This window comes from Pinisolibacter sp. (genome assembly GCF_036782435.1).
Classification (GTDB): Bacteria; Pseudomonadota; Alphaproteobacteria; order Rhizobiales; family Ancalomicrobiaceae; genus CALBKH01.
Genome location: NZ_DAIPZB010000059.1, coordinates 1 through 20,616, shown reverse-complemented (window position 1 = coordinate 20,616; position 20,616 = coordinate 1). Strand labels below are relative to the sequence as shown.

The following is a 20,616-nucleotide window of genomic DNA, read 5'->3' as shown; positions in this document are numbered from 1 at the left end:
GTGAATCACGTCAGTAGACGGTCGTCGAGGGCTATCCGCGCACAGGTCTCATGATCTCCCTTCGCGGGGGATCACGAGGCTGACGACAGGGCTCTCCGCCCCGTCAGCGCCGCCCACCCGTCAGCCGCTTGGCCAGATGCACCATGGTGGCGGTGGCGAAGAGCGGCGTGGCGAGGTTGAGGATCGGCACCGACAGCAGCGCCGCCGCCGCGAGGCCGGCGAGGAACGCCGGTCCGGCATGGATCCGCCTGAGCCGCCGCGCCTCGTCGATGCCGACGTGGCGGGCGGCGGCGAACTCGAAATATTCCCGTCCGATCAGCCAGCCGTTGGCCAGCGTGAAGATGATCAGCCCGGACCCGGCGAAGAGCACCAGCGGCAGCGCGACGAGATTGACCGCCAACGACAAGGCCGCGAAGCGCAGCGCCGTGACGAGGCTCGGCCACACCGGCAGCGGCGTGCCCGGTCGGTCGCCGGCGTAGTGGGTGCGCTCCACCACATCGGCCACCTCGTCGAGGAAGAGCCCGGCGACACCGGCCGTGATCGGTGCGACGAGGAAGGACAGCGCCACCATCAGCGCCGCGCCGGAGAACAGCCCTGCGATCCAGCGCACCGCGGTGAGCCAGTAGGGCAGGTCGACCGGATGAACGGTGGCGAGATCGACCGCCGAGCCGGTGAGGAGCCGCGTGCCGATCGCCCAGACCACCGCGACGATCGCCAGCGTCACGCCGAGGGACCTGACGATCACCCCGCGGAACGGCGGCGTCATGAGATCGGCGACCCCGTCTCGGATCGACGCGACGATCGTTCCGGTCGGAACGCCCTCAGCCATGGACCATCCGGTCCTGGCGTTCGCGCAGTTCGACGATGCGCGAGCCGGGTTTCGTCTCGGCGTTCATCCGGGTGATGAGTTCGCCACGTTTGATCGGCTGCGTCGTCCGCCCGCCCTCGATGAGGCCGACCGGGAAGGCCCCGACGGCGCGCGCCGCCGCATATTCGAGGGTGAAGGAGCGATAGGTGTACTCGCCGATGGCGTCGAGCGTCTCGCCCGCCTCGAGATCGCGCTTGGCCACCGCGCAGACCTCGGCCGAGGGCTTCGCCAGGGCGTGCATGTCGGCCCGGCCGTGCAGCACCGCACGGGCCGCCGACAGCGGCACCTCGAGGCTGGTGAGGTGATAGGGGCGATAGAAGGTGTAGTAGGGCCCCGGTCCGAGCTTCAGGTCGTTGAGCCGCTCGCGCAGGCGCGGATGGGAGAGCTCCGCGACGACGAAGACGCCGGGCGCCACGCCCTTGCCGATGGTGTAGTCGACGACGCCCTTGCGCGACAGGATACCGCCGTCCTGCTTCGGGCAGAGGATGGTGTGGAGGTTCTCCAGCGTCGCCTCCGGCCCGTGCATGCCGGCGACGTCGGGGACGAGCCCGGTGGCGTTGGCGATGTTGGCCATCTCCACCATGGTCTTCGAGCCGTCGATGAACTCGACCAGCATGCGCGGGTTCATGTTGCGCCGGGTCGCTTCCTCGAAGAACTGGTCGGGCGTGGCGGTGACGTCGAGCGGGTTGTTCTTGCCCTTGCCGGCGGCGATCACCGGATAGCCGAGCGCCGTGACGAACTCGATCAGTTCCATGGTCGACGACGGTTCGTCGCCGGCGCCGACGGTGTAGACGACGCCGACCTCGCGGGCGCGGGCCTGAAGATAGGCGCCGATGGTGACGTCGGCCTCGACGTTCATCATGACGACGTGCTTGCCCGCCTCGATGGCGCCGAGGCCGATGATCGCGCCCATCTCCGGCTTGCCGGTGGCGTCGATGACCACGTCGACATGGTCCGAGGTGTAGAGCGCCTCGACGTCGGTGGTCAGCGCCGTGTAGCCGAGCTCGACGGTGTGCGCGATCGCCGCCCGGTTCTCGGCGAGCTTGACCCGTTCCGGATCGAGCCCGGCGATGACGAAGGCCTCCTCCGCGTGGCGCTTGGAGGGATCGCGCACCGCGATCACGGTGATCTTCAGGCCCTTCATCAACGCGACTTGCGTGACGATGTCGGTGCCCATCTCGCCGACGCCGACGAGGCCGATGTGGATGAAGCGGCCGGACGCCTCGAGGGCGGCGAGTTCGGCGGCGAGACCCGTGAGCGCCACGGTGCGGGAACGGGTGTCCAGCACCGGGATCGAACCTTCTCTGCCCATGATCCCTCTCGTCGAAACGCCCCCGCGGCGCATGGTGCGCCGCCTACGGCCCCGGACCGCGACGCGCGACGGGCCGCTTGTGGTCTGCGACCGCGGAGATAGGGCAGTGTCGGCGGTTTCTCAACGGAAAACAATCCGAAGGTCCGGCGAAAGCCGGTGCCGGTCGGCTTGCAAGCACGGCGGAAATCCTTATACCCGGCGCCACGTTTCCCGCGAGGATCCCACCCGTTCCGGCCGTCGCTCCCGCCGCCGCCGATCCTCCAACCGAAGAGATCCCCATGACCCGCCCGCGTTTCGACGTTCTCGGAATCGGCAACGCCATCGTCGACATCATCGCCCGGACGGAGGACGACTTTCTGGTGCGCGAGGGCCTGGCCAAGGGCTCGATGCGTCTGATCGACGCGGTCGAGGCCGAGCGGCTCTACGATCACATGGGTCCGGCCAAGGAGGTCTCCGGCGGTTCGGCCGGCAACACCATCGCCGCACTCGCCGGGCTCGGCGCGAAAGCCGCCTATTTCGGCAAGGTCGCCGAGGATCATCTCGGCTCGATCTTCCGCCACGACATCCACGCCGTGGGCGTCCATTTCGAGACCGTGGCCCTCCACACCGGCGCCGCCGACTGGGCGCCGACCGCCCGTTCGATGATTCTGGTGACGCCGGACGGCGAGCGCACCATGAACACCTTCCTCGGCGCCTGCACCCATCTGACGCCGGACGACATCGACGAGACCATCGTCGCCGATGCGGCCGTGGTCTATCTCGAGGGCTATCTCTGGGATCCGCCGGCCGCCAAGGAGGCGTTCCGCAAGGCCTCGCGCATCGCCCACGCGCATGGCCGGCGGGTGGCGCTGACCCTCTCCGACAGTTTCTGCGTCGATCGCTGGCGGGCCGAGTTCCTCGACCTGATGCGGACCGGCGTCGTCGATCTCGTCTTCGCCAACCAGTCCGAGGTGAAGGCGCTCTACGAGACCGCCGACCTCGACGCCGGCATCGCCGCCCTGCGCCAGGACGTGCGCCTCGCCGCGGTGACCCTGTCGGAACAGGGCTCGCTGGTGGTCTCCGCCGAGAAGGTGACCGCGGTGCCGGCCTCGCCGGTCGAGACCGTGGTCGACACCACCGGTGCCGGCGACCTCTACGCCAGCGGCTTCCTCTACGGCCTCACCCACGACTTCGACTACGGCGCCTGCGCCGAACTCGGCGGGCTTCTCGCCGCCGAGATCATCCGCCACGTCGGCGCCCGCTCGCAGACCGATCTGCGCGACCTCGCCCGTCAAGCCGGCTTCCCGGTCTGAGGTGCCGAGCGTCAGAAGCTCGGCGGCGTGCAGGCCGAGACGATGACGAGATCGGTGTCGCCGATGTTGCGGAAGGCGTGCGGCTTGCGGCTGTCGAAGAGATAGGCGTCGCCGGCGCGCAACTCGTGGCGATGGCCGGCGACCTCGAGCTCGAGCAGACCGCGGATCACCAACCCCGCCTCCTCACCCTGATGCGAGAGCGCCGGGCGCCCCGACACGGCCCCCGGACGATAGCGCTCGTGCAGCATCTGCAACGACCGACCGGCGAGGTCGCCGCCGACCTGCCGGTAGGAGATCGCGCCGCCGGCGATCTCGGTCAGCTCCGAAGCGCGCCACACCACCTTCTCGCGTTCGTCGTCGTGTGCCGCGAAGAAGGCGGAGAGCCCGAGCGGAAAGCCGGCGAGGATCTGCTTCAGAGCGGCGACCGACGGGCTCACCCGGTTCGCCTCGATCATCGACACCGTGGCGTTGGAGACGCCGGCGCGCCGCGCCAATTCGCGTTGCGACAGGCCGTGGGCGAGCCTGAGCGTCTTGAGGCGGGCGCCGACGTCGATGTCGGCGGCGGCGACGGGGTCGGGTGCGGTGTTCATCTGTTCAGAATACGGAACGGTTCGAACGGCGTCGAGGGATTGTCGGGCCGGTCCTCCGTCCGTAACGTTCGACATTCCGACCGGGCCGGTGATGCGGCCCTCGAGAGGGCCCGCTCATGACCATCGCTCACCGTCCCAACGATCTCGCTTCCTTCTGGATGCCCTTCACCGCCAACCGGCAGTTCAAGAAGACGCCGCGCATGTTCGTCGCCGCCGACCGCATGCGCTACAAGACCGACGACGGTCGCTCCGTCCTCGACGGCACGGCGGGACTCTGGTGCTGCAACGCCGGCCACAACCGCCCGAAGATCGTCGAGGCGATCCGCCAGCAGGCCGGTGAACTCGACTACGCCCCGGCCTTCCAGATGGGCCACCCGAAAGCTTTCGAATTCGCCAACCGCCTCGTCGCCATGGCGCCGGAGGGCTTCGACCACGTCTTCTTCACCAACTCGGGCTCGGAATCGGCCGACACCGCGCTGAAGATGGCGCTCGCCTATCACCGCATGCGCGGCGAGGCGCAGCGCGTCCGCCTGATCGGGCGGGAGCGCGCCTATCACGGCGTCAACTTCGGCGGCATGTCGGTCGGCGGCATCGGCGGCAATCGCAAGATGTTCGGCCAGATGCTGCCGCACGTCGATCACATCCGCCACACCCACGATCCCGCCCGCAACGCCTTCACCCGCGGCATGCCGGAGCACGGCGCCGAATTCGCCGACGAACTCGAGCGCATCTGCACCCTGCACGATCCCTCGACCATCGCCGCCGTCATCGTCGAGCCGATGGCCGGCTCGACCGGCGTACTGATCCCGCCCAAGGGCTATCTCGAGCGGCTGCGCGCCATCTGCGACAAGCACGGCATCCTCCTGATCTTCGACGAGGTCATCACCGGCTTCGGTCGTCTCGGCGCCCCCTTCGCCGTCGACTTCTTCGGCGTCAAGCCGGACATGTTCACCATCGCCAAGGGCATGACCAACGGGGTGATCCCGATGGGCGGCGTGTTCGTCCAGGGCAAGATCCACGATGCCTTCATGACCGGTCCCGAGCACATGATCGAGTTCGCCCACGGCTACACCTATTCGGGCAACCCGATCGCCTGCGCCGCCGGCATCGCCACCCTCGACACCTATGCCGAGGACGGGCTGCTGACCCGCGGCGCCGAACTCGGCGCCTATTGGGCCGACGCGCTCCATTCGCTGAAGGGCCTCCCTCACGTCGTCGACATCCGCAATCTCGGCCTGATCGGCGCGGTGGAACTGGAGCCGATCGCCGGAGAGCCGACCAAGCGCGCCTTCTCCTGCTTCCTCGACGCCTTCGAGCACGACCTTCTGATCCGCACCACCGGTGACATCATCGCCCTCTCCCCGCCGCTGATCATCGAGAAGTCGGACATCGACGAACTCTTCGGCAAGCTCGCCGACGTGTTGAAGCGGGCGGCGTGACGGTGTTCGTGCGTCGAGACTTCCCTCGGCACACGGGGCGGGCCATGCTCGCCCCGTCGTCGTTTCTCGGGAGTACCCCATGAAGGGCAGTCAGGACTTCGCCGCCGATCCGCGCAACGCCACCGTCAAGGTCTGGCTGAACGGCGACCTCGTGCTGCGTGACGAAGCGAAAGTGTCGATCTTCGACGCCGGGTTCGTCCTCGGCGACGGCGTCTGGGAGGGGCTGCGGCTTCACAAGGGCGCGATGATGTTCCTCGACGCCCATCTCGATCGCCTGTTCGAAGGCGCCCGCGCCATCGCTCTCGACATCGGGCTCGGCCGCGACGAGATCGTCGCCGCGCTGCGCGAGACCTTCGCCGCCAACGACATGCACGACGGCGTCCATATCCGCCTGATGGTGACCCGCGGCCTGAAGAAGACGCCGAACCAGGATCCGCGCCAGACCATCTCCAAGGCGACGGTCGTCATCGTCGCCGAGTGGAAACAGCCGAGCCCGGAGATCCTCACCCGCGGCCTGAACCTTTCGACCGTGGCGATCCGCTGCACCCCCGCCGACATGTTCGACATGCGGCTCAACTCGCACAGCCGGCTGAACCTCATCACCGCGCTTCTCCAGGCGATCGAGGCCGGCGCCGACGAGGCGCTGATGCTCGATCCGCACGGCTTCGTGTCGTCGTGCAACGCCACCAACTTCTTCTTCGTCGAGGACGGGGAACTGAGGACCTCGACCGGCGACTACTGCTTCCACGGCGTCACCCGCGCCAACGTCCTGCGGCTGGCGCGGGCGAACGGCATTGCGGTGCGTGAGGCGAATTTCGTTCTGAAGGACGTGTGGTCGGCCGACGAGGCCTTCGTCACCGGCACCTTCGGCGGCCTGACCCCGGTCCGCGCCATCGACGGCCGGGTGTTGCCGGCGGCGTTGCCGGGGCCGATGACCACCCGTCTCGCCCGCCTCTACGCCGACCTCAAGGATACCGAAGCGGCGTCGTTCACCGGCGGGTGACACGAAATCCGGATTTCGTATTCCGTTCGTCGAAAAGCCCGTCTGAACAAGGGCTTTTCGACGAGTGGGATCCGGCATCGCATGACGATCCGCAGGATCCCGTAAGACCAGCCGGGAAACGCCGCGACCGCCGTCGCGGGGCGTCGCGGCGGCGGTCGGAGCGTTCTTCGGCCGGTCGGATCAGGCGATGCGGCGCGCCGCTTCCAGTACGTCCTCGCCGTCCTCCGCAGCCGGTTCGGCAGCGTCGGCGTTCGGCTCGGCGGTCACGGCCGGCTCCGCCGCGACCGCGGCGGTCGGGTGCGGCACCAGGAGCTCGGATTCCGCGACGCCTTCGACGTCCGGCCGGTTCTCCGGATGGACCGCCTGCTCGGCCAGCGCATCGAGGAGCTGCGGCACCTCCTTCGACGGCACCGCCTTGGAGAACAGGAAGCCCTGGCCGAGGGTGCAGCCGAGATCGCGCAGGATGTCGGCGTTGTTGTTGGTCTCGATGCCCTCCGCCGTGGTCGGCAGACCGAGCGAGCCGGAGAGGCCGATGATCGCCTTGACGATCATTCGGCTGTCGGCGTTGTCGCGCATGGTCTTCACGAAGGACTGATCGATCTTGATCTTGTCGAAGGGCAGGACGCGCAGGTGGTGCAGCGACGAATAGCCGGTGCCGAAATCGTCGAGGGCGATCGAGATGCCCTGGTTCTTCAGCGAGGTGATGGTCTTCATCGCCTGCTCGTGGTCGACGACGAGCGCGTTCTCGGTGATCTCGAGCTCGAGGCGCTGGGGCGGGAAACCGACCTCGGTCAGCGTCTGGAGGATCTCCTGAGCGAGCCACGGGTTCTTGAAGTCGATCGGCGAGATGTTGACCGCGAGCTTGATGTTCGCCGGCCAGTCGCGCGCCGCGCCGCAGGCCCGTCGCAGGATGACCTTGGTCAGTTCGCCGAGCTTGCCCATCTCTTCGGCGATCGGGATGAACACCGACGGCGAGATCAGGCCGCGCTCGGGATGATCCCAGCGCGCCAACACTTCGAAGCCGGAGATGGAGTTCGACTGAAGGTCGATGACCGGCTGGAAGTGCGGCTTGGATCTGACCGGTGGCGATCGCCACCTCGAGGTCGCGCTCGAGCTGAGCGCGTTCGCGGATCGACATCTCCATGTCGTCTTCGAAACTCGACAGACCGCTGCCGCCGTCCGCCTTGGCGTATTGCAGCGCGATGTCGACGCGCCGCACGATCGAGGTCGGATCGGTGGCGTCGTCCTCGCCGCCGAAACGAGCGAAAGCGACGCTGGCATGGACCTGCAACGGCGCCGGGCCGTTGTGGATCGGCCGGCCGATCTGGTTCTGCAGCTTCTCGGCGAAGATCTTGGCGCTGTCGGGATCGTCGATGGTCGACAGCACGTGGAATTCGTCGGCGCCGACACGGGCGACGAAATCACCGTCTTCGACCGCCATGGCCAGACGATCGGAGATCTCGACCAGCACCTGATCGCCGACGACGTTGCCGCGGACGTCGTTGAGCATCTTGAAGCGATCGACGTCGAACGCGAAGATGGTGCCGCCGGCGCCTTCGGGCGTCATCGTGGCGACGCGACGCGACAGTTCCGCCTTCAGTCCCTGGCGATTGGGAAGACCGGTGAGACCGTCGAGCACGCCCAGCGTCTCAGCCGCTTCTTCCGCCGCCGCTCGCGCCTTCTTGGCCTCCGACAGCTCGGCGCGCCGCCGCGCCGCATAGGCGAAGCCGCCGACCCACAGCGCGAACCCACCGGAGAGCGCCACCGACCCGTAGGCCGACTGCATCGCCTGGATCATCTCGACGAAATGCCTGAGGATGCCCCACTGAAGGTCGGCGGTGAACAGCACCGCGAAGATCGCCGCGAGGACGGCCTTCTCGACCTTCGACCCCGGTCGAGAAGCCGGTCTCGTGCCTCCACGCTTCAAGAATTTCATCATCGAACGCTCTCCGCGCGAAGACCGGAGTCCGTGACGTCTTCTGCGAACCCGAAAGCGGAGGATAGATTGCGAGATTTAAGGAGGTCTTTCCGTTTCTGGAAGTGTTCTGAGACGCGCCGACGATCGGCCGACTTGGTTGACGCGGAGTTTACTTTGCGGCGCCGCCGGCGACGAAAGCGACGAGGAGATGGTGGGCGATGGCGATCGGCGGCGGGGCGAAGAGCCCGTCGGGGTGATCGCCGGCGAGCAATCGCGCCGCCTCCTCGCGGCTGAACCAGCGGCAGTCTTCGAGTTCGTTCTCGTCGCGCCGGATCTCGACGCTGGCGGCGCGGCCGATCGCTCCGATCATCAGCGACGCCGGGAAGGGCCAGGGCTCGCTGGCGAAATAGCTCACCCGTCCGACGCAGATCCCGGCTTCCTCGAACGTCTCGCGCCTGACCGCGGCCTCGATCGTCTCTCCCGGCTCCATGAAACCGGCCAGACACGACCACATGCCGGGCGGAAACCGCGACTGGCGGCCGAGGAGGCAGCGCTCGCCGTCGCTCACCAGCATGATCACCACCGGATCGGTGCGCGGGAAATGTTCCGCTCCGCAGCTCGGGCACACTCGCTTCCACCCCGCCGACGCCATCTCGCTCGGCGCGCCGCAGCGGGCGCAGAAGCGATGGGTCGCGTGCCAGTGGAGGCAGGCGCGGCCTTGCGCGATCGCGCCGTATTCCTCCGCCGCGAGCGTCCCGGTGATCGCCAGAGTTCTGAGATCGGCCGCCTCGATCCCGCCGAGGCCGGAAATCTCCGTCTCGTCGAGGTCGCTGCGCAGCGCGAACCACGGCCTGTCCCCGCCGTCGTCCGACGCGGCGAGGCCGAGGAAGACGGCCCGGTCGAACCGCGCTCCGAGGCCGGCGGCCGTGGCGCGGTCGTGGAAGGCGGTCGGCGTCGGATCTCGCCGCACCAGCGGGCGGTCGCCGGCGACCACCAGGAAGCGCGCCGCCGCCGCCGCGAGGAGCCGGTCCATCGCCGCTCGATCGTCGCGCAGGTCGGCGCGGCGATCGAGCCCGTTGCGGGCGAAACGGAAAGCGACGGATGGTTCGTCGGCCTCGAATGTCGACAAGAGCGGGCCTCCTCGGCCTTCGGTCGTCTCAGACGGCGCCGAGGCGGGCCTTCAATCCGGTGACGAGAGCGGCGGTGCGCGCCGCATCGAGCGGGATCGCCGGCACCTTGCCCCACACCGGCGCCGGCCAGGCGGCGTCGGTCCGGAACCGGGCGATCACATGGACGTGGAGCTGGGCGACGACGTTGCCGAGGGCGGCGACGTTGAGCTTGTCGGCGCCGGTCTCGGCGCGCAGCGCCTCCGCCACGCGCTCGATCTCGGCCCACAGCTGCGCCCGGTCGGCGGCGGGAAGATCGAGGATCTCCACCGCCCCGGCGCGCCGCGGCACCAGGATCAGCCACGGATAGTTGCCGTCCCGCATCAGCAGGAGCGAAGAGAGCGGCAGATCGAGGAGCGGTTCGGTGTCGGCGGCGAGGCGGGGGTCGAGTTGGAAGGCGGTCATCGGCGTCTCGCGATCGGGGTCTCGTCACCACTCAGTAGAGCACGTTCGTCGCCCGTGATCATCGCCTCCCGTGACGATGGTGCGACGGCCGCCCGGCGTCGTCGTGCGGGCGGTTCGGAAAAAATCGTCGATCCGACGCGGCGAACGGTTGCGCGCCGCCGCGAAGGGGAGAGGATGGGGCCTGTCCACGATCGAACGGGAGGACGTCATGACCTTCAGAGTGTGGAGCAACGATCTCGTCGACGGCGGCACGCTGCCGGACTCCCAGGTCTTCCACGGTATGGGTTATTCCGGCGGCAACCTGTCGCCGCATCTCGCCTGGGAGGGTGAGCCGCCCGGCACCGCCGGCTTCGCCGTCACCTGCTACGATCCCGACGCGCCGACCGGCTCGGGCTGGTGGCACTGGATCGTCTCGGGGATCCCGGCTTCCGTCCACGAACTGCCGACCGGCGCCGGCTCCGGCAAGGGCGGGCTGCCGGCCGGAGCGGTCCAGTCGCGCACCGATTTCGGGTTCTCCCATTTCGGTGGCGCCGCGCCGCCGCGTGGTGAGGTGCATCGCTACATCTTCACCGTCCACGCCGTCTCGGCGGCCGATCTCGGGGTCGACGAGCACGCCTCGGGCGCCCTCGTCGGCTTCATGATCAACGCCAATCGGCTGGCGCAGGCTTCCCTCACCGCCACCTTCGGCGCCTGAGCGGCACGCCTCGGTCCGGTCGCTTCGCCCGTCCGGCGAGGCGACCGCGCGTCGCGACTGCCGGATCTTCTCGCAGAATGCCCGAAAATTCCCGCTCGGTATCCGAAAAGCCGAGATGACTCCGCCGCTTGGCTCGCTCTATCATCGGCGCGCCGAAGAAGAATCACGAAGATCGACCGGGTGTCCCGCGACGCGGGTCACCCGAGGAATCCGGAAACGGGAGACGCCGCCGCCATCCGCGGGGGTGGAGGTGTTCCGTTTTCGAAGGGAAACGCCGGTGTGAGACATCGCCGACCCCGGATCGTCCGACCCGCGTCGGATCCGCGATCCGGATGACCGTCGCCACGTGTCGACGGTCGGTCGACCGCACATCGACGACATCGACGAACCGACCGACGCTGCGCCGCCGGCCGAAGTCGTCGTGGCGCGGCGAGGGAGAATTCGATGCCGGTGTCGGTCGCTCTGTGGAGCGTGGCGGTCCTGATCGTGGTGGCGCTCGCCACGCCGATCCTGCTGCGCCGCTCGGCCGCCGCGACGCCGGTCGTCTACGGCGTCGCCGCCGTCGTCGCTCTCGTTCTCTTCGCCACCGCGGTGGCGGCACTCCTCGGCGGCACCGACATCTCCGGCGAGGTCGTGTTGCCGCTCGGCCTGCCCTGGGTCGGCGCCCATTTCCGCATCGACCCGCTCTCCGCCTTCTTCCTCCTGGTCATCGACCTCGGCGCTGCCGCCGCGAGCCTCTATGCCCTCGGCTACGGCGCCCACGAGGAGCATCCCGAGCGCGTCCTGCCCTTCTATCCGGCCTTCCTCGCCGGCATGAACCTGGTGATCCTCGCCGCCGACGCCTTCTCCTTCCTGGTCTCCTGGGAGTTCATGTCGCTCGCCTCCTGGGCGTTGGTCATGGCCCATCACCACGAGCCGGAGAACCGCCGCGCCGGCTACGTCTATCTGGTGATGGCGAGTTTCGGCACGCTGATGCTGCTCCTCGCCTTCGGCCTGATGGCGGGAGCGGACGGCGTCTACGGCTTCGCCGAGATGCGCCACCGCGTCCATGCCGAATGGCTGCCCGGACTGGTGCTCGTTCTCGCCCTCCTCGGCGCCGGCTCGAAGGCCGGTCTGGTGCCGCTCCACGTCTGGCTGCCGCTCGCCCATCCCGCCGCCCCCTCCCACGTCTCGGCGCTGATGAGCGGCGTCATGACCAAGGTGGCGGTCTACGGTTTCGTCCGCATCGTCTTCGATCTGGTCGGTGATCCGGCGTGGTGGTGGGGGGCGCTGGTCATGGCGCTGGGCGCGCTCACCGCCGTCCTCGGCGTGCTCCACGCCATCCTCGAACGCGATCTGAAGCGCCTGCTCGCCTATTCGACGGTGGAGAACATCGGCATCGTCTTCATCGGTCTCGGTCTGGCGCTCGCCTTCCGCACCAACGAGATGGCCGGGCCGGCGGCACTGGCGGTCACCGCGGCGCTCTTCCATGCGCTCAACCATTCGCTGTTCAAGGGTCTGATGTTCTTCGGCGCCGGCGCCGTCCTCGGCGCCACCGGCGAACGCGACATCGAGAAGCTCGGCGGCCTGATCCATCGCCTGCCGGTGACCGCGGTCATGATGCTCGGCGGCGCCATGGCGATCTCGGCGCTGCCGCCGCTCAACGGCTTCGTCTCCGAGTGGATGCTGTTCCAGGCGATCCTGCTCTCGCCCGACCTGCCGCAATGGGCGCTGAAGTTCATGGTGCCGGCGGTCGGCGCGGCGCTCGCCTTCTCCGCCGCCCTGGCCGGCGCCTGTTTCGTGCGCGCCTACGGCGTCGCCTTCCTCGGTCGGCCGCGCAGCCCGGCGGCGGCGAAGGCCGGCGAGGTCGACGGTTTCTCGCGCGTCGCCATGGGTCTCCTCCTCGCCCTCTGCCTCCTCGCCGGCATCGTGCCGGGGCTGGTCATCGACGCCCTGTCGAGCGTCGCCGTGCTCGTCGTCGGTCACGACATGCCGCCGCAGCCGCTCTTCCCCTCGCTGTCGATCGTGCCGGTGTCGGAGAGCCGCTCGTCCTATTCGGGCATGCTCGTCTTCGTCTTCATCCTGTCGTCGTCGGCGATCGCCGCCTGGGCGATCCATCGCTTCGCCTCGCGCACCCTGCGCCGCGCTCCGGCCTGGGACTGCGGCTTCCCCGATGCCAGCCCGATGACCCAGTACGCTGCCGACAGTTTCGCCATGCCGATCCGTCGCGTCTTCGGCCCCGTCGCCTTCCGCTCGCACATCGAGCGGCGGATGCCGCCGCCCGGCGATCCCGCCCCGGCCGAACTGAAGGTGGTGAAGCACGATCTCTCCTGGGAGATCCTCTATGCGCCGATCGCCGGCCGCGTCTCCCGCCTCGGCGAACGGCTCAACACGCTGCAGTTCCTGTCGATCCGCAGCTACCTGACCCTCGTCTTCGCCGCGCTCGTCGGTCTTCTGGTGGTGGTGGCGATATGGGCCTGATCCGCGAAATCGCCGTCCAGGGCGCTCAGATGATCTTCGTGCTGGCGCTCGCGCCGCTGCTCCTCGGTCTGACGCGCAAGTTCAAGGCGCGCATGCTCGATCGCGTCGGCCCGCCGGTTCTCCAGCCCTATCGCGATCTCCTGAAGCTGGTGCGCAAGGACGTGGTGATCGCCGAGAACGCCTCCTGGCTGTTCCGCGTCGCCCCCTATGTGATCTTCGCCGCCACCTGGGTCGCCGCCGCCCTGGTGCCGACCTTCGCCACCGGCCTGCAGTTCTCCTGGACCGCCGACCTCATCGCCATCACCGCCCTGCTCGCCACGGCGCGCTTTTTCCTGGCGCTCGCCGGCATGGACGTCGGCACCGCCTTCGGTGGCATCGGCTCGTCGCGCGAGATGCTCTTCGCCTCGCTCGCCGAGCCGGCGATGATCATGATGGTCTTCGTCGTGGCGCTGGTCGCCGGATCCACCCAGCTCTCCTGGGTGGCGAACTTCATGCTCACCCACGCCTCGCTGCGCGTCTCGCTCGGCATGGCGCTGGTGGCGCTGGTCATCGTCGCGCTCGCCGAGAACGCCCGCATCCCCGTCGACAATCCGGCGACCCATCTCGAGCTCACCATGGTGCACGAGGCGATGGTGCTCGAATATTCCGGCCGCCATCTCGCCGTCATCGAGCTCGCCGCGGCGCTGAAGCTGCTGCTCTACGTCTCGCTGATCGCCTGCGTCTTCGTCCCCTGGGGGCTGGCGCCGCCGCGCTCCGGCGTCCTGCCGCTGATCGTCGGCGCCGTGACCTATCTCGCCAAGATCTCGGTCGGCGCCTTCCTGCTCGTGTTCTTCGAGACGTCGATCGCCAAGATGCGGGTCTTCCGCGTCCCCGAACTCCTCGGCGCCGCCCTCATGCTGGGCTTCCTGGGGACCCTCCTCCTCTTCGTGTCGAGGAGCTTCTGATGGGACGTTTCGCCCTCGACCTCGCCCACATGCTCGCCGGCGGCATGGTGCTGGTCTCCTTCATGCTGCTGTACCAGAACCGCATGTTTGGCCTGCTCAACGTCTTCGCCCTGCATGCGGTGGTGCTCTCGGCGTCGGTCGCCTGGCAGGCCCACGTCCAGGCCGCACCGCATCTCTACGTCACCGCCGCGATCGCCCTGCTGCTCAAGGCGATCGTCATCCCGGTGGCGTTGCGGCGCATGGTGATCCGCCTCGGCATCCACCGCTCCATCGAGACGGTCGGCGGCATCGGCCTCACCATGCTGATGGGCATCGCCCTGGTCGCCCTGTCGATGATGGTGATGCTGCAGGCGGCGGCCGAGGCCGATCCGCTCGCCCGCGAGGACGTGGCGCTGGCGCTGTCGGTGATCCTGCTCGGCCTGTTGATGATGGTGACGCGCTACAACGCCGTCTCCCAGATCGTCGGCTTCATGAGCCTCGAGAACGGCCTGATCCTCGCCGCCGCCGGGGCCAAGGGCATGCCGCTGGTGGTCGAGATCTCGGTCGCCTTCTCGGTGCTGGTCGCCTTCATCGTCATCGGCGTCTTCCTGTTCCGCATCCGCGAGCGTTTCGACAGCGTCGACACCCACGCGCTCGACGACTACCGCGAGGGCCGGCAATGACCACGATCCTCGCCCTCCTGCCCTTCCGACCGGTCGACGGGGTGATCGCCCTGCCGGCGATCGCCGCGCTGCTCCTCGCCGCGCTGCCCGGCCGTCGCCGCTCGGCCGCGATCAACGTCGTCGCCTCGTTCCTGACCTTCCTCTTGGCGACGACCCTGCTCGTCGAGCGCCCGGCGCCCGGCGACTACGTCTTCGTCGACGATCTCAACGTCGTCTTCGTCGTCCTCGGCACCTTCGTCGGCTTCACCACCTCGATCTTCTCGGCGAGCTACATCGCCCACGAGATCGACGCCGGGAAACTGTCGCCCGGTCAGCTGCGCTTCTATCACGGCATGTATCAGGCGCTCGCCTTCGCCATGAACCTCGGGCTCCTCGCCGACAACATCGGCCTGATGTGGGTGGCGGTGGAGCTGGCGACGCTGACGACGGTGCTGATGGTCGGCATCTACCGCACCCACGATGCGCTCGAAGCCGCCTGGAAGTACTTCATCCTCGGCTCGGTCGGCATCGCGCTCGCCCTCTTCGGCACCATCCTGGTCTACATGGCCGCCCAGCCGGCGATCGGCGAGGGCGAGAAGGCGATGGTGTGGACGGTGCTCGTCGCCGAGGCGTCGAAGTTCAATCCCGAACTGCTCAACGTCGCCTTCGTCTTCCTGATGCTCGGCTACGGCACCAAGGTCGGCCTCGCGCCGCTGCACGCCTGGTTGCCCGACGCCCATGCCGAGGGCCCGACGCCGATCTCGGCGGTGCTCTCCGGCCTGCTGCTCAACGTCGCGCTCTATGCGCTCCTGCGCTTCAAGATGCTGCTCGCCGCCAATCCCCAGACGGTGGCGCCGGGACCGCTGATGGTCACCCTCGGGCTCCTGTCGCTGATCTTCGCCGGCTTCATGCTCTACCGCCGGCGCGACATCAAACGGCTCTTCGCCTATTCCTCGATCGAGCACATGGGGCTCGTCACCTTCGCCTTCGGCATGGGCGGGCCGCTCGCCAATTTCGCCGGCCTCTTGCACATGACCATGCACTCGCTGACCAAGTCGGCGATCTTCTTCGCCGTCGGCCAGATCGCCCAGGCCAAGGGCACCCAGCGTCTCTCCGAAATCCGCGGCCTCACCCAGTCGCATCCGATGCTCGGCTGGAGCCTCGTCGTCGGCGTCGCGGCGATCGCCGGCCTGCCGCCGCTCGGCATCTTCATGAGCGAGTTCCTGATCGTCTCCTCGACCTTCGCCCGCGCGCCGCTCCTGGCGATCCCGCTGGTCTTCGGCCTCCTCGTCGCCTTCGGCGCGCTGGTGCTGCGCCTGACCGACGTCGCCTTCGGCGAGCCGGAGGGTCCCTCCGCTCCCGTCGACGCCTCCTATCTGCCGATGGTCGCTCATTTGGTGCTGGTACTCACCGCCGGCCTGTGGCTGCCCGCCCCGTTGGTCGCATGGTTCCAGCATGTCGCCCGGATGCTCGGATGAGGAGGCCCGCCCCATGTCGCTGAGAGCCGCCCTCTTCGATGCCGCCCTCGAGGTCGCCGACCAGAAGCCCTGGCCGCGCATCCGCGTCGACGAAGAGACCTGGGCGCGCGCCGCCTTCGGCCTCCACGCCGGCGACGTCACGCTGACGGCGCTGTGGGGCGAGCCGGGCGCCGTCCACATGGGCCTGATCGAGGAGGAGACCGGCGAGGTCCTCGTCCTCTCCCTCGATTGCCCGGATGGCACCTTCCCCTCGGTCGGTGTCACCCACGCCCCGGCGCTGCGCCTCGAGCGCACCATCCGCGAGATGGTCGGGCTCGTCCCCGAGGGCTGTCCGGACGAGCGCCCCTGGCTCGATCATGCCCGTTGGGGCGTGCGCCACCCGCTCGGCGCCGCCGAACCGGCCCCGGCCGAGGGCGCGCCCTATCCGTTCCTCGCCGCCGAAGGCCCGCCGATGCACCAGATCCCGGTCGGGCCGGTGCACGCCGGCATCATCGAACCGGGCCATTTCCGCTTCACCGCCAACGGCGAGACGGTGGTCCGCCTCGAAGAACGCCTCGGCTGGGTCCACAAGGGCATCGAGCGGCTGGCGATCGGCGCCGATCTTGAGCACGCGGCGAAGATCGCGGCGCGCATCTCGGGGGACAGTACCGTCGCCTGGTCGCTCGCCTTCGCCCGCGCGGTGGAGGCGGCCTCCGGCACCGAGGTGCCGAAGCGCGCCCATTGGCTGCGCGCCCTGATGGCCGAGGTCGAGCGGGTGGCGAACCACCTCGGCGACGTCGGCGCCGTCTGCAACGATGCCGCCTTCGCCCAGATGCTCAACCGCTGCGGCCAGCTGCGCGAGACGGTGCTGCGCGCCGCCGCTGCCGCCTTCGGCCACCGGCTGATGATGGATCGGGTGGCGCCCGGCGGCACGACGGTCGATCTCATCGATCCGAAGCCGCTCGCCGAGATGGTGGCGGCGCTGCGCCACGGCTTTCCGCCGCTCGTCCGCCTCTACGACACCACCGTGTCGTTGCTCGACCGCACCGTGACCACCGGCCGCCTCGATCCGGTGCTCGCCCGGCGCTGGGGGGCGGGTGGTCACGTCGGTCGCGCCTGCGGCCGTCGCTTCGACGCCCGCCGTCTACCGGGCTATGCGCCTTATGACGTCCTGCGCTTCGACGTGCCGATCCGCGAGGCCGGTGACGTCGACGCCCGCGTCTGGATCCGCATCCTGGAGATCGGCGAGAGCCTCGGCATGATCGAGCAACTCCTCGCCGGCCTGCCCAAGGGGCCGCATCGGGTCGACGTGGCACGCGGCGCGGCGGGGTCGGAGGGCGTGGCGCTGACCGAGGCCTTCCGCGGTGACGCCTTCGCCTGGGTACGGCTCGACGGCGAGGGGCGCATCGCCCGCGCCCACTTCCGCGACGCCTCGGTGTTCCAGTGGCCACTGCTCGAGGCGGCGATCGCCTACAACATCGTCGCGGACTTCCCGCTCCTCAACAAGTCGTTCAACTGCTCCTATTCGGGCCACGATCTGTGAGGCGAGTGACATGCCGAAGTTCCTGATCGAGAGCCTGCTGCGCCGCCCCGTGACCGAGAAGGCTCCTGCGGCCGACGAGGCCGGGCTCACCGAGCTCGGCCGCTGCCTCGACGCCGCCGCCCACCGCAAGCTCGGCCGCTCGCTCGCCATCCGCGAGGTCGACGCCGGCTCCTGCAACGGCTGCGAACTCGAGATCCATGCGCTCAACAACGCGATCTACGATCTCGAACGCTTCGGCCTGAAGTTCGTCGCCTCGCCCCGCCACGCCGACGTGCTGATGGTCACCGGGCCGGTCACCGCCAACATGCGCGAGGCCCTGGAGCGCACACACGCCGCGACCCCCGACCCGAAATGGGTGGTGGCGGTCGGCGACTGCGCCCTCGACGGCGGCGTCTTCGCCGGGTCCTACGCGGTGGTCGGCGGTGTCGACGCGGTGATCCCGGTCGACCTCCACATCAAGGGCTGCCCGCCCTCGCCGAAGGCGCTGCTCGAAGGGCTGATCGCCCTGATCGAGAAGAGCGCCTGATACCGAGTTCACGAAATTCGGACTCGTCCGAATTTCGTGAGTTGCGGCCTGACCGGCCGACGCCCGTTCGGGCTTGCCTTCGCGGATGAAGTTCCGAACAGGTCGGAACTTCATCCGCTCGGTATGAGACGAGGCTCCGGCGGATCGCTCCGCCGGGCGCGTCGGCGCCTCCGACCTTCGGTATCAGAGCGACTCGGTGCCCTCGATGGCGATGCCGAAGCCCTCGAGGCCGACATAGCGGCGGGTCCGCGACGAGATCAGGCGGATCGAGGCGACGCCGAGATCCTTGAGGATCTGTGCGCCCAGCCCGATCTCGCGCCAGTTCTCCGCCCGGGTCGAGGCGGAGGCGTGGGCCTCGACCTCGGCGATCGCCAGCGGATCCGCACCCGTCGCGGGCTCCTTCGCCGGCTTGGCGACGCCGACCGAGCCCTCGCGCAGATAGACGATGACGCCGCGGCCTTCCTTGGCCATCCGCTCCATCAGCCGGTCGAGCGACTTCGCCTTGCCGAAGACGTCGTCGGTGACCGACTCGAGATGCAGGCGTACCGGCACCGAGCGGCCGTCGCGGATGTCGCCGAAGACGATGGCGAGGTGGTGCATCGGGTCGAAGGGGGTCGAATAGGAGATCGCCCGGGCGAGGCCGACCGGCGTTTCGACGTCGAACTCCTCGATCCGCTCGACCAGCCGTTCGTTCCTCTGGCGATAGGCGATGAGGTCGGCGACCGAGACGATGGCGAGCCCGTGCTCCTCGGCGAATTTCGCCACGTCCGGCCCGCGCTTCACCGTGCCGTCGTCGTTCACGAGTTCGCAGATGACGCCCACCGGCGGCAGGTTGGCCAACCGGCAGAGATCGACGGCGGCCTCGGTGTGGCCGGAGCGCATGAGCACGCCGCCGTCCTTGGCGATCAGCGGGAAGACGTGGCCGGGGCGGACGAAGTCGGTCGGCCCGACGTTCGGATTGGCGAGCGCCCGCGCCGTGTTGCAGCGTTCTTCCGCCGAGATGCCGGTGGTCAGCCCGTGGCGATAGTCGATGGTGACGGTGAAGGCGGTGCCGAGCGGCGCGTCGTTGGCGGCGATCATCGGTTCCAGATGGAGCTGGCGAGCGAGATCGCGCGGGATCGGCGTGCAGACGATGCCCGAGGTGTGGCGCACGATGAAGGCCATCTTCTCCGGCGTCGCATGAACAGCGGCGACGATCAGGTCGCCTTCGTTCTCGCGGTCGTCGTCGTCGGTCACGACCACGATCTCGCCGCGCTCGAAGGCGCGCAGGGCGCTCGCGACACGGGACTGGTTCATCATCGTCTCCTCATGGGCCTTGGAACGCGGAGCCAGGCCCAGAAAATCGTCGGGGGTGACCGCCCCGCGGGTGGCGCGGGCGATCTTCTCGGCCGTCTCGCGCGATACCCACACGGTCGGGTCGTTGCACAGCGCCGTCACCGCCGCCGGCGACAGGCCGACGCGGCGGGCGAAGCCGCTGCGCGATTCCTTGGTCCGGGCGAGCCACTGGTCGAGACGCATGGCGCGACATTAGGCGGGCATGTTTTCAGTCGCAATGAAAATTCGGCAGATTTGCTCCCTAAGTGAAAGCCCCCCAAAAAAATCCACTGCTCACCGCTCGGGCCACAGGCAGGCAAGTGCGAGCTGAAAGGCGCATGAGTATGAATGCTGCACCACAGTGAGTGCATATAAAAAGATGCATCAATCCACCCTGCATTATGTTCCTATTTTGATCTCAGTATGTGAGAGATGATCATTGACCGCCGGCGCGACTCGATTTACAAGAAGGGCATGAGCACCGATCGTTTCGATATCCCATCGCTAGAAGCCCGTCTCGCAGAGACGGAACGGAAAATATCTGCCCTCCAAGAACGTGCTGCCAAGCTGACGGCAGCAATCACATCTCTGCGCGCGCTCGACGCGGTGCTGAGTGACGACAACTTCATGGCAGAGGTGGCAGAATTCGCCCTGTCTGTCCCGAAACGCCAAAGCAAATCAAAGCTCGGGCCGGCTCGGCCCGAGGGTACTCCATCAAATTTTGAGATGGCGAAGATGGTGCTCATCAGCGCTGAGAGAGACGGTAAGGCGGGACTGACCGCAGCCGAACTCGTATCCGAAATTGGCAGGCGGTATTGGCCCGGGCTCCAACCGCAGCAAATCCTGCCGATGATGTATCAGTACGCGAAGCATGGACGACTGAATAAGGGCGACGACGGGCTATTTCGTCTCCCCAAACGAGAAGGGGAGCCCAAAGGCTCCCCGAAACCCGAAGTAGGTGAGGACAGCACTCCTCCCGACTTCATGCGCTAAGAGGCCGTTTTGAAATTCGCGCCCGGCGATTCCCGTCGGCGTCCGAATGTG

At 68.3% G+C, this 20,616-nt stretch carries 18 protein-coding genes and 1 pseudogene; 11 read left to right on the top strand and 8 right to left on the bottom strand.

Features of this window, described 5'->3' with window-relative positions; all coding sequences use genetic code 11:
- Positions 1 to 103: 103 nt before the first annotated feature.
- Both V7Q42_RS19015 and V7Q42_RS19010 read right to left on the bottom strand, forming a co-directional pair.
- Positions 104 to 829 carry a sulfate transporter family protein gene (locus V7Q42_RS19015; RefSeq protein WP_333825767.1) on the bottom strand — a complete coding sequence of 242 codons (726 nt, stop codon included), beginning with the start codon at positions 827 to 829 and terminating at the stop codon, positions 104 to 106.
- Positions 822 to 2,180: an NAD(P)H-dependent oxidoreductase gene (locus V7Q42_RS19010; RefSeq protein ID WP_333825766.1), complete on the bottom strand. Its 1,359-nt coding sequence runs from the start codon at positions 2,178 to 2,180 to the stop codon at positions 822 to 824. Before V7Q42_RS19010 ends, V7Q42_RS19015 begins: the two co-directional genes overlap by 8 nt.
- A 278-nt stretch (positions 2,181 to 2,458) precedes the next feature.
- Between V7Q42_RS19010 and V7Q42_RS19005 the strand changes: the two genes are divergently transcribed.
- The gene (locus V7Q42_RS19005; protein WP_333825765.1) at positions 2,459 to 3,472 is read left to right on the top strand and encodes an adenosine kinase; all 1,014 of its coding nucleotides are present in this window, start codon (positions 2,459 to 2,461) and stop codon (positions 3,470 to 3,472) included.
- Positions 3,473 to 3,483: 11 nt separating this feature from the next.
- On the opposite strand, the gene V7Q42_RS19000 is transcribed toward V7Q42_RS19005, so the two are convergent.
- Positions 3,484 to 4,062 (bottom strand): cupin domain-containing protein, encoded by a 579-nt coding sequence (locus tag V7Q42_RS19000; protein ID WP_333825764.1) that lies wholly within the window; start codon positions 4,060 to 4,062, stop codon positions 3,484 to 3,486.
- 116 nt (positions 4,063 to 4,178) lie between these two features.
- Between V7Q42_RS19000 and V7Q42_RS18995 the strand changes: the two genes are divergently transcribed.
- A complete protein-coding gene (locus tag V7Q42_RS18995; RefSeq protein WP_442958238.1) occupies positions 4,179 to 5,501 on the top strand; it encodes an aspartate aminotransferase family protein in 1,323 nt (440 codons plus the stop codon).
- 79 nt (positions 5,502 to 5,580) lie between these two features.
- Positions 5,581 to 6,504, top strand: coding sequence for an aminotransferase class IV (locus V7Q42_RS18990; RefSeq protein ID WP_333825763.1), 924 nt, complete (start codon positions 5,581 to 5,583; stop codon positions 6,502 to 6,504).
- Between the two features lie 180 nt (positions 6,505 to 6,684).
- On the opposite strand, the gene V7Q42_RS18985 is transcribed toward V7Q42_RS18990, so the two are convergent.
- The 4 genes and pseudogenes from V7Q42_RS18985 to V7Q42_RS18975 form a co-directional block, all read right to left on the bottom strand.
- Positions 6,685 to 7,515 (bottom strand): EAL domain-containing protein, encoded by an 831-nt coding sequence (locus V7Q42_RS18985; RefSeq protein WP_333825762.1) that lies wholly within the window; start codon positions 7,513 to 7,515, stop codon positions 6,685 to 6,687.
- A gap of 217 nt (positions 7,516 to 7,732) precedes the next feature.
- Positions 7,733 to 8,290 (bottom strand): annotated as a pseudogene (locus V7Q42_RS21475) (GGDEF domain-containing protein); the annotation flags it as partial.
- Between the two features lie 301 nt (positions 8,291 to 8,591).
- Positions 8,592 to 9,551 (bottom strand): NAD(+) diphosphatase, encoded by a 960-nt coding sequence (nudC, locus tag V7Q42_RS18980; protein WP_333825761.1) that lies wholly within the window; start codon positions 9,549 to 9,551, stop codon positions 8,592 to 8,594.
- 28 nt (positions 9,552 to 9,579) lie between these two features.
- On the bottom strand, positions 9,580 to 9,993 hold the full coding sequence (locus V7Q42_RS18975) for an HIT family protein (RefSeq protein WP_333825760.1): 414 nt from the start codon (positions 9,991 to 9,993) through the stop codon (positions 9,580 to 9,582).
- Positions 9,994 to 10,201: 208 nt separating this feature from the next.
- On the opposite strand from V7Q42_RS18975, the gene V7Q42_RS18970 reads away from it, so the two are divergent.
- The 7 genes from V7Q42_RS18970 (at position 10,202) to V7Q42_RS18940 (ending at position 18,258) form a co-directional block, all read left to right on the top strand.
- The gene (locus V7Q42_RS18970; RefSeq protein ID WP_333825759.1) at positions 10,202 to 10,687 is read left to right on the top strand and encodes a kinase inhibitor; all 486 of its coding nucleotides are present in this window, start codon (positions 10,202 to 10,204) and stop codon (positions 10,685 to 10,687) included.
- A gap of 444 nt (positions 10,688 to 11,131) precedes the next feature.
- Positions 11,132 to 13,147 carry a hydrogenase 4 subunit B gene (gene hyfB / locus V7Q42_RS18965; RefSeq protein ID WP_333825757.1) on the top strand — a complete coding sequence of 672 codons (2,016 nt, stop codon included), beginning with the start codon at positions 11,132 to 11,134 and terminating at the stop codon, positions 13,145 to 13,147.
- A complete protein-coding gene (locus V7Q42_RS18960) occupies positions 13,138 to 14,091 on the top strand; it encodes a respiratory chain complex I subunit 1 family protein (RefSeq protein ID WP_333825755.1) in 954 nt (317 codons plus the stop codon). The genes hyfB and V7Q42_RS18960 overlap by 10 nt, the downstream gene beginning before the upstream one ends.
- The gene (locus tag V7Q42_RS18955; protein ID WP_333825754.1) at positions 14,091 to 14,753 is read left to right on the top strand and encodes a hydrogenase-4 component E; all 663 of its coding nucleotides are present in this window, start codon (positions 14,091 to 14,093) and stop codon (positions 14,751 to 14,753) included. Before V7Q42_RS18960 ends, V7Q42_RS18955 begins: the two co-directional genes overlap by 1 nt.
- Positions 14,750 to 16,210 carry a hydrogenase 4 subunit F gene (locus tag V7Q42_RS18950; protein ID WP_333825753.1) on the top strand — a complete coding sequence of 487 codons (1,461 nt, stop codon included), beginning with the start codon at positions 14,750 to 14,752 and terminating at the stop codon, positions 16,208 to 16,210. The genes V7Q42_RS18955 and V7Q42_RS18950 overlap by 4 nt, the downstream gene beginning before the upstream one ends.
- A gap of 13 nt (positions 16,211 to 16,223) precedes the next feature.
- Positions 16,224 to 17,732 carry a hydrogenase large subunit gene (locus tag V7Q42_RS18945; RefSeq protein ID WP_333825752.1) on the top strand — a complete coding sequence of 503 codons (1,509 nt, stop codon included), beginning with the start codon at positions 16,224 to 16,226 and terminating at the stop codon, positions 17,730 to 17,732.
- A gap of 10 nt (positions 17,733 to 17,742) precedes the next feature.
- Entirely contained in the window at positions 17,743 to 18,258 is a 516-nt protein-coding gene (locus V7Q42_RS18940) for an NADH-quinone oxidoreductase subunit B family protein (protein ID WP_333825749.1), read from the top strand.
- 183 nt (positions 18,259 to 18,441) lie between these two features.
- Here V7Q42_RS18940 and ribB read toward each other — a convergent pair whose 3' ends face one another.
- Positions 18,442 to 19,776, bottom strand: a complete 1,335-nt coding sequence (gene ribB, locus V7Q42_RS18935) for a 3,4-dihydroxy-2-butanone-4-phosphate synthase (protein WP_333825747.1) — start codon at positions 19,774 to 19,776, stop codon at positions 18,442 to 18,444.
- A gap of 270 nt (positions 19,777 to 20,046) precedes the next feature.
- On the opposite strand from ribB, the gene V7Q42_RS18930 reads away from it, so the two are divergent.
- Complete coding sequence (locus V7Q42_RS18930; RefSeq protein WP_333825745.1) at positions 20,047 to 20,565, top strand: hypothetical protein; 519 nt, start codon at positions 20,047 to 20,049, stop codon at positions 20,563 to 20,565.
- The last annotated feature ends 51 nt before the right edge of the window (positions 20,566 to 20,616 follow it).

What these genes read in the sequence shown, in the direction of transcription:
- V7Q42_RS18960 (WP_333825755.1), top strand. Translation starts at nt 13,138, where the DNA reads ATGGGCCTGATCCGCGAAATCGCCGTCCAGGGCGCTCAGATGATCTTC.
- V7Q42_RS18990 (WP_333825763.1), top strand. Translation starts at nt 5,581, where the DNA reads ATGAAGGGCAGTCAGGACTTCGCCGCCGATCCGCGCAACGCCACCGTC.
- V7Q42_RS18945 (WP_333825752.1), top strand. Translation starts at nt 16,224, where the DNA reads ATGTCGCTGAGAGCCGCCCTCTTCGATGCCGCCCTCGAGGTCGCCGAC.
- V7Q42_RS19015 (WP_333825767.1), bottom strand. Translation starts at nt 829, where the DNA reads ATGGCTGAGGGCGTTCCGACCGGAACGATCGTCGCGTCGATCCGAGAC.
- ribB (WP_333825747.1), bottom strand. Translation starts at nt 19,776, where the DNA reads ATGCGTCTCGACCAGTGGCTCGCCCGGACCAAGGAATCGCGCAGCGGC.
- V7Q42_RS19010 (WP_333825766.1), bottom strand. Translation starts at nt 2,180, where the DNA reads ATGGGCAGAGAAGGTTCGATCCCGGTGCTGGACACCCGTTCCCGCACC.
- V7Q42_RS18995 (WP_442958238.1), top strand. Translation starts at nt 4,179, where the DNA reads ATGACCATCGCTCACCGTCCCAACGATCTCGCTTCCTTCTGGATGCCC.
- hyfB (WP_333825757.1), top strand. Translation starts at nt 11,132, where the DNA reads ATGCCGGTGTCGGTCGCTCTGTGGAGCGTGGCGGTCCTGATCGTGGTG.
- V7Q42_RS19000 (WP_333825764.1), bottom strand. Translation starts at nt 4,062, where the DNA reads ATGAACACCGCACCCGACCCCGTCGCCGCCGCCGACATCGACGTCGGC.
- V7Q42_RS18975 (WP_333825760.1), bottom strand. Translation starts at nt 9,993, where the DNA reads ATGACCGCCTTCCAACTCGACCCCCGCCTCGCCGCCGACACCGAACCG.
- V7Q42_RS18950 (WP_333825753.1), top strand. Translation starts at nt 14,750, where the DNA reads ATGACCACGATCCTCGCCCTCCTGCCCTTCCGACCGGTCGACGGGGTG.
- V7Q42_RS18940 (WP_333825749.1), top strand. Translation starts at nt 17,743, where the DNA reads ATGCCGAAGTTCCTGATCGAGAGCCTGCTGCGCCGCCCCGTGACCGAG.
- V7Q42_RS18955 (WP_333825754.1), top strand. Translation starts at nt 14,091, where the DNA reads ATGGGACGTTTCGCCCTCGACCTCGCCCACATGCTCGCCGGCGGCATG.
- V7Q42_RS18930 (WP_333825745.1), top strand. Translation starts at nt 20,047, where the DNA reads ATGAGCACCGATCGTTTCGATATCCCATCGCTAGAAGCCCGTCTCGCA.
- V7Q42_RS18970 (WP_333825759.1), top strand. Translation starts at nt 10,202, where the DNA reads ATGACCTTCAGAGTGTGGAGCAACGATCTCGTCGACGGCGGCACGCTG.
- V7Q42_RS19005 (WP_333825765.1), top strand. Translation starts at nt 2,459, where the DNA reads ATGACCCGCCCGCGTTTCGACGTTCTCGGAATCGGCAACGCCATCGTC.